A 9,500-nucleotide genomic window follows, 5' to 3' on the forward strand; every position below is an offset into this window, starting at 1 on the left:
TCGATGAATAACGAAAGTTGACGGAAGCCGAGACAAAAATCAGAACAGAAAACGCCGGAAAATCCGGCAAAAAACAACGTTTGAATCCGCATGAAAAACACATGGACAAAATTTCACGGATTCAGGAGTTATTAAGAGAAGGCCTATGAAGGAGAAGAAACATGAAAAGGGAACGGAAGACTTTTACACTCATCGAGCTCCTCGTTGTTATCGCGATCATCACGATTCTTGCTGCAATGTTGCTACCTGCGCTCAACAAAGCTCGTTTGAGAGCAAAAATCATCAGTTGTACAAATAATCTGAAATCCATTGGCTCTGGAATTTCTTTCTACAATGCGGACAACGATGATTTCATGCCGCCACATCAAAAACGTTGGGGGTGGAGTATTTTTGTTGGAAACACCATGGGGCTATTGCCGAAAAACGACAAGGCACCTTTTGAGGTAATTGCTAATTTTGACTATGCACCTAAAAATAATCTTTTTTGTTGTCCGATTGCAATTGATGTCGGTGGTATAACTTCCAGTGGAGGGGCAACCTCTCCAAATGGAACAACGAATTATGCTCCCATCGGTGAGAACACAGGTCAGCTTGGTAAACGCGGAAAAGGAGGTTGGGGATATATGGAACATGGCGGTCTTCAAGATCTGATGATTCCCAAGAAAATAAGTATGATCCGAGGTGGTACGACCATAATGCTGGAACTGCCGTATGCCGGGGTATGGGGTACGCCAGGAACAGGAGGCTCGGGCTATATACTTGATGCTAACGCGATCACTACAAACAACATGGGAATAGATGGAGGTGGCAGTTCAGGTGGCGGCAGGGAACATCGGAAAAAATTAGGAGTGTCTCATGGAGGAAATTTAAATTATCTGCGCAGCGACATGAGTGTTTACAGCATGAGCCACCATGCCACATGGGACGTAACGGAGTTTAAATTCAAATAAGAAGCAGCAGTTGCCGCTGTTGGTTGGTGTGACCCGATACCAGCGTGAGCTGATAGAAATTTACCGCAAACTCAAGCGGCTGTAGCGGATCGAATTTTTGTCCGTCAATCCGTTTGCGGCCGCCAAATATGCCGCATACGGCAGACAATTTACGTTCATCGCTGAAAATTATGAAACAGAAAATGTTTCCGGCAGGTTCTCCCTCAAAAGTTCCCAGGAACACGCTGGCTTGAAATGGCTGAATCGATATTTCCATCGTTTTTAAAACAAACAAGAAAAAAGAAAAAAGAAAATGAAACGTTTGGGTATGCTTGGTATGCTGGCTGCAATTCTGGCTACAGGTTGTCCTGTATTTGCCATTCCCGGTAATATTCAGGAGTGGAAAGTTGCGACGCTCTTCAATGGTGTAAGCGTCCAGCTCCGGTTGAACCGCACGACTGATCCGGCGATCTACGCAAAAAACAATTTTGCCGGAAACATTCGCGTTCTGAAAGACAAAAAGCCACTAACTGGAGCAAAACTGACTCAGGAATCCGAGCGTGTGCGGATTTATAAATTCGATTCCTGTCCCGAAGTTACGTTCCGGTTTGAAATGGATGCCGACAACTACATCCATTGCGAATTGCTCAACACTGGAGCAACGCCGCTCTCGATCGAAATCGCGCTCAATCTCACCAATATCGGAGCCGACAAACTTTGGTACAATGACAAAAAAATCGGTCTGAATACGCGTGGTCTGGGCGATGTCAAGTCGCTAATGTTCTTCAAAGGCGATGCCAAAAAACAGTTCGAATTCAAAGTCGACGATGGAACGGACGGCCGAATGTATGTCAGTGGCAAATACTTCACGATGACGCTGAATCCCGGAGCTAACGGAAAAATCAGTTTTACTATCGTTCCCGGGTTTTCCCGCTGACGTAGGGAGAAACAAAAGGTAAGAATATGCCTAAAATTCATTTTTTATTGGGAATCTGCGGATTGATCTCCATTGCCGCCGGAGCCGCAGATTATGAGGCCTATGCGCCGCCCTTCAACTCCGGTAAAGCAGTCCGGAAAAGCGTTAGTAAGCTGGAAAAAGGTAAGGTCGTAGCAACTTTCAAAGGCAGTGCGGTAGCTCTCCGTTGTTTTATCAGCGGCGCACCAACTTTCTTCTCGGCTGACGGGAAAATCCGTTTCGGCGGAATCGTGTTGCAGTACAACCGCAAGGCGGTCAATGGAATCCGGCCGGAAGGTGTCGATAACGATGAGTTCACCTATACGTATACCGATACTCCCGGCATTTCACAGAACTTCAAACTGCAAAACGATGGCAAAGTTCTTTCGACACTTAAAGCGCCTTCGGCCACAGCCATGAGCAGCTGTCGGTATGAGATGGCACTGCGGTATGAACTTTGCAGCGGAACCAAGGTACAGTTTGATGACCAGACATTCCTGTTGCCGCCATTCAAAGAGGGCGCAAATTTTTCCAAAAAACTTTTTAACGGTAACTGCAAAACGATTACGTTCAATCCAGATGAACCAAAGCGGCAGTTCTCAATCACGTTCCTTGAACCGGCGCGTGTTTCCGCCACGAATTCCGGCGGTAACTATTCGCTGTGGATCACCGTTGTCCCGACGGGCAAGACAGATACGTTCCGGTATGAACTGAATCCGGGCATGGTCACTGTTGCAGATGAAACAGCCGATACGGCTTCCGACCGTTATCTCACCAAAGTGGGAAAATATGATTTCTGGCGCGAAGACCGTCTGCGTCTGCCCGATCGCGCAGGACGGCGCAATTTGCTTTCCAACAGCTCTTTTGAACTGGGATTCCAGAACTGGTGGTTTGAAAACGCTGCCGGTGACGTGAGCCGTGAAGTCTGGGAGACCAAGCCCGTCGGCATCGATAAAAATGAGGCCTTTGCCGGCACGAATTCGCTCCGCATCCTTTCCGATCAGCGGCGGGCAGGGCTCCGTCAGATCATTTCCGCCCATGCGGTCCTCCTCGAACCCGGTATATATACGGTCAGTTTTTACGCAAAGACCGACCACCCCGGTAAACAGACGATCGAACTCAACAACCGCATGATGGCGCCGGGCAAAAACATCTGGCAGAGTGACACCATCAATATCGCCGCTTTTAAGCCGACTGCCGAGTGGAAACGTTATGAACGCACCATCGACATCAAAGTCACACAGCCGCACTATTTTTCACTCTCCGCAAAATCCAACGAACCAGCGGTCTGTCATATCGATGCCATTCAGCTTGAACGCGGAAACAAGGCCACAGCTTATGAACCGGCTCCAGTCGAAGGCAAACTTCTCACCTCTACACCGGATAACTTCCTTGAACCAGGACAGAGTGTCAATGCCCAGCTTGAGATCACAACCGCCCTGCCCGATGTCAAAGGCGAAGTTAAAACAACTGTTCGCGATTTTTTCGGTAAGGTCATTCATTCCGAAAAGCATGCTTTCGTCACGGATTCTAATGCAAAAGGTATCGTCAAACTCGATTTTGAAAAAACGCCGGTCGGCATTTTCACTGTTGAAAACAACTATACGATTGATGGGAAAGAACGTTACGAATTCACCCGTTTCGCAGTGATGCACTCTTTGGATAACACACACAAACACAAGAATTTGTTTGCGAATGCCTACATCGATCCCTACAGTCCGGTGCAATATTATCCGGAAGTGTTGGAGCGGTTGCGCAAAATCGGTATTGGGTCGCGCGGAGCCTATGCCAACACGGAAAAACTGGTTGCCGAAGAAGCTGCAAAATACGGCATTGATTCCCTCGCTGTAATGGCTCTGCGTCCAGACCGCGCGCTGGTCAAAGATATGAAAAAACCATGTGTTGGATTCACCGTGCTGCCGAACATCGTCTGGTATCAGTCGCTGGCCTCCGGCTTCCGCCGCGAGGATTATGCAACGATTACTCTGCCGGCTCCGTCCCCGGAAGCACTCAAGGCTCTGGAGGATGCCACTGCCCGCAAAAGCAGAGAACAGCCATGGATCAAAGTCTGGGGCAGCATCAACGAAGCCGAGGGGCACATGCCGGAATTTGCCAACAGCCGTTATGCGACTGAAGAACATTACAAGCAGTATGTCGAAGTCGAATTGGCTTCGGCTCGCGGCCTGAAACGGGGCAACCCCAACGCACTGATCGGCAACAGTTCGACCTCGCGTTTGGGCGATGATCGCTGTGAAACGATCGATAAACTGCTCACCACGATTGGTGACCGTTTCCGTTACGACTGCTTCATTTTCCATATCTATCGAGAAGCACCGGAATATCCGGATCTCGATACCGATTATCAGAAGATGTTCAAAGTACTCGAAAAACACGGCTACAAAAATGAACCGGTATTCAGTCCCGAAGGAATGCACTGGAAACCCTACAAGATGCCGGGTCTCTTTCCGGTGAGCTGGGTTGCAACGACCTGGGGACCGCTGACCTATGATATGGGCCATCAGGAACGTCTCAGTGCCGCATGGCGTGCTCGCACTTGGCTGGTCGGGCTCAAAAATGCCGACCGGATCAAGCAGATGAATTCCAGCACCAACTTCTGGAGCTTTGAACTGGATTGCGAACTCACCCCGTTCGCCAACCAGAAAATCTCCAATACCCTCGGTCGTCTGCTGGGCGATGCAGATTTCGTCAAGGAGATCAAGTTTTCCGCCAAAACTCGCTGTTATGTATTCAAAGATGCCCGGAATCGTCCAGTGACTGCGCTCTGGAGCTGTGATCGTGAAGTGGATAACGGCAAACTTCCGGGACCGACGTTGAATTTTATCGGCGAACTTGATGCGGAACTCTTCGATCTTATGGAAGTCAAGTATGATTTTGAAAAATCACTGCGTCTTTCTCCGTTCCCGGTATTTCTGCGCGGCAAGGCCGGTTCAACTGATGAAATGATTTCCGCACTGGAAAATGCATCGCTCGTCATCGACGGCGAATGTGCCGCCGCCCTTGGTATCGAACTCAAACCGCCGTTTCAATGGGCGCTCACACTGGATAATCGCAGCAAGGAAAATTTCGCCGGTGATGTGACACTCAATGGGAAAAAGATGTCGGTGCAGCTGCCTCCGGCCCGGCAGAAAACCCTGACAGCTGATCTTCCGGCAGAAATTTCCGCCAGACAGCTCAGCGTTGAATCGCTCCGCGGAGAAATCCGGCAAACCCGGCCTCGCGCGGAAAAAATACTCATCAATCAGACGCTGGGCGCTGTATTGGCTAAAAAAGCCGCTTTCACAGCTGGCGGCGCAGTCGACTGGTCGAAAGTGCCCGCCTTGCCCATCAATCAGCGTTCCGGACACGGCAGCGAAAATTACAGCGCCACTTTGAAACTGGCGTGGGCAGAAAACATGTTCTACATGTTGGTCGATGTGAAAGATCCCAAACATGTAGTCAATCCTTATCTGCACACGGTCGACGGCTGGCGCAATGACTCGCTTCAGCTCTTTTTCGATACGTTCGCTGATGGGCACAATCTTGCTGGCGACAAAATGGCCCTTGATGATTGGGCGTATGGTATTTACCTTGAGTCGGGAACGCTGAGACCGGTCATCTACCGCCACGGCGTTCCAGATGAACAGCTGACGGAGGGATTCAACGCTCCCCGGCCTGACACCATTGCCGGAAACGAGGTCAAGTGTGTCTTTACCAAGACCGGAATCGGTTACCGTTATGAACTAACATTCGCGCTTAAAGCGTTGTTGCCGTTTCAGGCCACTGCCGGAAAAATGATGGGAATCGGCGTACTGTTGAACAATCAGGATTCAACAGAAGCAATGCCGCAGAACCGACTTTTCTGGAGTATCGATAATGAACTTCCGAACAATCGTCCGGATACTTGGCCGATTGTCATTCTGGCAGAGTAAAGATACCATGTATAGGTGGCAAGCAATTGTCGGAGTAGAAAAGAACTCCTTTGTCAAGTAACTTTGAATAACCCAACCTTCCAAAGTACAGAAAAAGGAGTTCAAAAAATGCAAAGAAAAGGTAACACGATCAAGCGCGATAGTCAAGTCGTAAATCAGATAAGTGTCGGCATTGATATGGGAGGCAGTCTGTGGGCGACGGCCGTTCAAGACTGGGGAGCAGGAAAAATGAGCTATTACGGTCTGAAAGACAAGGATAATCAGAGCAAAGAAGAGCGTGCGTTTGAACTGGTTTCGAAATTGCTTCAGAGCGGCAAACGTGTAGATGTCTTCTACTACGAAGCGGGGCGCTATGGATACTGGCCGGCTCGTAAACTGATCGCTCTTGGGGCCATCGTTCATATCCTCCCGATCAACAAACTGAAAGTGGTGATGAGTGGCAAGACGATCAAAACGGATAAACTTGATGCGAAATTCCTTGGAGGTTTGCATCCGTCCGATCATGTTCCGAGTGTTTACATTCCGACGTTGAAGGAGGAAGGGCGCCGGGATGCGGAACGGGAATGGACTAGTATCAAAACGTCAATAGAGCGTGTAAACTCTCAGATGATCGCCTTGATCGAACGAACTCCGTTACCGGGTTTTAAATCTCATCAAACTTCAATCGAATGGCGGAAAGCGGTTTCAAGATGGTCGAAACTGCCGGAATGGAAGGAATGCCCCGAACTGTTGTTGCTTCGCTTTCCCAATCTGATTGCCGAACTGGAATTGTTCGAAAAAGAATTGGTCAGTTGGAAACAAATTATTCGGAAATTTCAGGAACGTGATGAAGAAACAGCCCAAACAAATAACAATGAGGATTCTACCTCTGCAACAGTCAGGAAACTGCAACAGTTCAAAGGTGTCGGTGATCGCTTATCCCGCCATTTGCCTTGGGAGATCGGAGACTTTCGCCGATTTGGTTCCGGGAAACGATTTGCTGCGTTTTTCGGCTTGACACCATGCCCATATTCCAGCGGGACAATGAGACGTGATCAGGGGATCAGCAAGACCGGTCGAAAGAGTCTGCGAAAGATGGCCGTTGAATGCGCCTGGCTATGGTATCGCTGGCAGAAGGATAGTTGGCTGGTGAAAAAATGGGCGGATCGCCTGGAACAAAAAGGGCGCATTCGGAGAACTGCAATTGTCGCTCTCGCTCGTCAGTTGATGGTTGCTTTGTGGCGATATGTGGTAAAAGGTGAAGCCATAGAGGGAGCTATTATAAACAAACCAATTGAAGTATAAGCATATGGTGAATCGACTCGTTCTTTTTCCTGAGTATCGAATGATGCCGATCAAAAGGTTGAGAAATTCACCACCACTTTAAGGAGAGTAAGAAAAGAGATTTTTGAACATAGAGGCTGTTCGACAAACTTCCTGGTTGCGGATGACATCCGACACCTTAAGATGGAGACCTCGAATTCACACGTTTTTCGCATGTGGCATATTATCGGCGGATGTCTGGAACGTCTGCGGTCGATAGAAGGTTGGGAACGCTGGTTTACCCGCTGCCGGTGTGAAATGCAAAAGAGTTTCTTGAACTGACAGAATCAATAACAATCAAACAGGAAAAGTTGATAGCAGTCAACAACCTATGGATACATGGGTAAGGGAATATCTGCTCTGAAAGTAAAATTTTTCATAGAAAAACGAGAAAAGTTACGAAAAAGACTTGACAAAACCTAACATAGAAGAACAACAAAAAATGAACACTTTTTATCAGGCGGCTCTTGAAATCGCCGATAAAAAACTTTTCCGGGATGAGAAGCCGACACATCTGGCCTCTCCCCGACTCGGAACCGGCGGTGGTTTTATGGATATTTTCTTGTGGGATACAGCCTTCTCCTCGATGTGGGCCCGTTATCACGTTGACCGCTTTCCGGTTGCGGCAAGCTTAGACAATTTCTACCGCTGTCAGACGCCAGAAGGATTTATCAGCCGGCAGATCCGGCCGGATGGTGTCAGCAAATGGTCGCCCGATTCCGTGACGGGGTTCGCCCCGCCACTTCTGGCATGGGCAGAACTGGAACTTGCCCCCTATGTACCCGGACGTCTGGAAAAAGTATTTGAACCCCTGCTACGTCAACATAAGTTCAATTTTGCCCGGTTCCGGCGTGAGGATGGTCTCTTTTTCGCCGACGGCTGGGGATGCGGCATGGATAACCTCCCACGCTGGGACGACCGGTCGGAAGTGATTCCTGATGGAGGGATCCCGTTTCAGCGCAATGCGATCACTGATTCCACGAAGACCGGAGATAAATTATTTGAGTGGCTGAATGCGCAAACCGAGGTTCCTTTCTATTGGAATAAACAGCTCGGCTGGTGCGACACCACTTGCGAAATGGCATTCAACGCCCTCAACCTGGCGGAGATCGCCCGGCGCATCGGGCGTACCGCAGAAGAGGCCGAGCTGACGGCACAACACGCTGAACTCGCTGAATTGGTAAATGCATTGTGTTTCAATGAAACAACCAACTTCTACTCAGACCATCTCAATGGGCGCGTACTAAATCGTCGTACGATCTGCGGATTCTGGCCGTTACTCAGTCAGGTGGCCACACCGGAGCGGGCTGCAAAAATCATCGATACTCTTCATGATCCTAAGGCATTCGGGTGTCCTTACGGTATTCCGACTCTGGCAGCTGACGATCCAGAATTCCAGCCAGAAGGCGGCTATGCCCTCGGCCCGGCATGGGCACACACCAATTATATGGTGTTGAAGGGGATGCAAAAATATGGGTATGATGCTTTTGCGCGTAAAGTTGCATTTCGTCTCTATACCGCTGCAAAAAAACTTTGGGAAAAAACAGGAACAATTTGGGAAAACTATTCTCCTGTGCAATGCGATCAACAGGTAAGTCGGGCATATCCAGACTTTTGCGGGTGGTCGGCTTTGATCCCGATCACCTTTTATCGAGAGTTTATATGTTAAATATAGTAATTTGTAGAAACTTATAATGAAAAAGCTAAAATCTCAGATATGGATGCGTCCTTATGGATGGGGCGTAGAACCTCCTTATTTTGCCGTTTTTCGAAATATTTTCGAAGTTGCGGAGCCTGTTGTATTGCGTTTTTCATACAGTGCGGACGAGCGGTCGACTCTTTTTTGCGATGGCGAAGCGATTGCCGACGGACCGCCACGCGGTACACCGGAACGCTGGTTTACGGCAACTGTGGAACTTCCGCTTGCGCCGGGGAAACATGTCCTTACCGCCCGGCTTTTCGCATTCGGCTATGCCTTGACTGCTTATGGCCAGATGTCGGTCAACCCGGGGCTATTCGTTCAAGATGAAAGTGGCGTACTTTCTCACGACTGGGAGTATCAGCTTTGCATGGGGTGCAGTTTTGCGAACAGCAAGACCGATTGGGGCAGTTATGCGCACATTCTGACTGACGAGGCATTCAACTGGAAAGCGGTCGAGGGCGAAGGCGGAGAGTGGCAAAAGCCCGAATATGTCAATGATCAGCGGCCATTGGAATCCACACCGCTGCCGCCGATGCGATGCGAGGAGATTCACAATTACCGTCAATGCGGACCGTTTTTCTGTTTTGACGATTATGTCTGCGTCTATGGAGACTACATCTTTTCCGGCACGGGCGAGGTCCGGCTCCGCTGGGCGGAGCCGGGATATGATGCTCCGACGCCGC

The 9,500-nt window shown here is 49.2% G+C and carries 6 protein-coding genes and 1 pseudogene; 6 read left to right on the forward strand and 1 reads right to left on the reverse strand.

Annotation, left to right across the window (positions count from 1 at the left end):
• Positions 1-161 precede the first annotated feature (161 nt).
• The gene (locus FYJ85_RS22440) at positions 162-950 is read left to right on the forward strand and encodes a prepilin-type N-terminal cleavage/methylation domain-containing protein (RefSeq protein ID WP_154420922.1); all 789 of its coding nucleotides are present in this window, start codon (positions 162-164) and stop codon (positions 948-950) included.
• Here FYJ85_RS22440 and FYJ85_RS22445 read toward each other — a convergent pair.
• Positions 943-1,206 carry a hypothetical protein gene (locus FYJ85_RS22445; protein WP_154420923.1) on the reverse strand — a complete coding sequence of 88 codons (264 nt, stop codon included), beginning with the start codon at positions 1,204-1,206 and terminating at the stop codon, positions 943-945. The two genes, FYJ85_RS22440 and FYJ85_RS22445, sit on opposite strands and share 8 nt — an antisense overlap.
• A 36-nt stretch (positions 1,207-1,242) precedes the next feature.
• Here FYJ85_RS22445 and FYJ85_RS22450 point away from each other — a divergent pair, with 36 nt between their 5' ends.
• The 5 genes and pseudogenes from FYJ85_RS22450 to FYJ85_RS22470 all read left to right on the forward strand — a co-directional run.
• Positions 1,243-1,866 (forward strand): hypothetical protein, encoded by a 624-nt coding sequence (locus FYJ85_RS22450; RefSeq protein ID WP_154420924.1) that lies wholly within the window; start codon positions 1,243-1,245, stop codon positions 1,864-1,866.
• Positions 1,867-1,892: 26 nt separating this feature from the next.
• Complete coding sequence (locus FYJ85_RS22455) at positions 1,893-5,813, forward strand: sugar-binding protein (RefSeq protein WP_154420925.1); 3,921 nt, start codon at positions 1,893-1,895, stop codon at positions 5,811-5,813.
• 108 nt (positions 5,814-5,921) lie between these two features.
• The gene (locus FYJ85_RS22460; protein WP_154420926.1) at positions 5,922-7,097 is read left to right on the forward strand and encodes an IS110 family RNA-guided transposase; all 1,176 of its coding nucleotides are present in this window, start codon (positions 5,922-5,924) and stop codon (positions 7,095-7,097) included.
• A 460-nt stretch (positions 7,098-7,557) separates the two neighbouring features.
• Positions 7,558-8,784 (forward strand): MGH1-like glycoside hydrolase domain-containing protein, encoded by a 1,227-nt coding sequence (locus FYJ85_RS22465; RefSeq protein WP_154420927.1) that lies wholly within the window; start codon positions 7,558-7,560, stop codon positions 8,782-8,784.
• A gap of 25 nt (positions 8,785-8,809) precedes the next feature.
• Positions 8,810-9,500: pseudogene (locus FYJ85_RS22470) on the forward strand (hypothetical protein); the annotation flags it as partial.

It is taken from the genome of Victivallis lenta (assembly GCF_009695545.1).
Lineage (GTDB): Bacteria > Verrucomicrobiota > Lentisphaeria > Victivallales > Victivallaceae > Victivallis > Victivallis lenta.